This is a genomic window from Acidovorax delafieldii 2AN (genome assembly GCF_000175235.1).
GTDB classification, from domain to species: Bacteria; Pseudomonadota; Gammaproteobacteria; order Burkholderiales; family Burkholderiaceae_C; genus Acidovorax; species Acidovorax delafieldii_B.
On sequence record NZ_ACQT01000525.1, the window covers coordinates 1 to 1,165 of the forward strand.

2 protein-coding genes are annotated in these 1,165 nt (G+C 67.2%); one reads left to right on the forward strand and one right to left on the reverse strand.

Going from position 1 to position 1,165, the window contains the following annotated elements:
- The coding region (locus ACDELDRAFT_RS22780; protein WP_005801463.1) for an ADP-dependent NAD(P)H-hydrate dehydratase at positions 1 to 436 on the forward strand (436 nt) is incomplete at its 5' end.
- A gap of 88 nt (positions 437 to 524) precedes the next feature.
- Here ACDELDRAFT_RS22780 and ACDELDRAFT_RS22785 read toward each other — a convergent pair.
- On the reverse strand, positions 525 to 1,165 hold a 641-nt coding region (locus ACDELDRAFT_RS22785), incomplete at its 5' end, for a S1 RNA-binding domain-containing protein (RefSeq protein WP_040330800.1).

Consider the following 1,165-nt stretch of genomic DNA (forward strand, 5'->3'; position numbering starts at 1 on the left):
GCGGCGCTGCAGTCCCTGGTGGTCAACCGGATGGGCCGGGCTGTCCACGGTGCTCACACCCCACCCCCTCGAAGCGGCACGGCTGCTGTGCACATCTGCCGCCGAGGTGCAGGCCGACCGGCTGCACGCAGCGCAGCAACTGGCACGGCAGTGGCACTGCGTGGTCGTTCTCAAGGGATCCGGCACAGTGATCGCGGCACCGGGGCAGACCCCGGCCATCAACCCCACTGGCAACGCCCGGCTGGCCACCGCCGGCACTGGCGACGTGCTGGCGGGCATGGTCGGCGCCGGCCTGGCAAACGGCAGGGCCACGGGAGCCGATGCCCTGCGTGCTGCCACGGAAGCGGTGTACCTGCACGGCCTTGCTGCCGACCGCTGGCCTGCCGGCTGCACATTGACGGCCGGCGCGCTGGCGCGTCACATCACAAATTATTAAAAAATAGCTGCTGCGCTTGTGGATCAAGCGCAAGCAGCTATCAATAAAAGAGCAAACCCTTCCCTGCAGCGTGCACGCCGCAGGCGGCTCAACTACGGCGCGGCTTGCGGCTCTTGCTTTTGCCCGCCTTGCCATTCGAGGCCGTCTTCTTGGCCGATGCCTTGGTGGCACGGGCAGGCGAGCGCGCCGCCTGCTCACGGGTCAGACCGGCGCGCTCGGTGGTCGAAGGCTCTGGCGCCTGGGCCCGCTTGTGACTGCCCGAACGCCCCGCCTTTCGGGCACCCGAGGATTCCGCGGCGACGCCCTTTTCCTTGAGCGTGCGGCCGACCAGCTCCTCACCCTCGCGGATCAGGCGGAAGTCGATCTTGCGCCCATCCAGGTCCACACGGCTGACCTGCACCCGCACCCGCGTGCCAATGGAATAGCGGATGCCTGTTCGTTCACCACGCAGTTCCTGGCGCGCCTCGTCGAACTTGAAGTATTCGCCCCCCAGTTCGGTGATATGCACCAGGCCTTCCACATACATTGCATCCAGCGTCACGAAGATGCCGAAGCTCGTGGCTGCACTCACCACGCCGCTGTATTCCTCGCCCAGGTGCTCACGCATGTATTTGCACTTGAGCCAGGCCTCGACATCGCGGCTGGCCTCATCGGCACGGCGCTCGTTGGCGCTGCAGTGCAGGCCGGCGGCCTCCCAGGCCTGGGTTTCGCGGCTGGGGGGCGCCACCT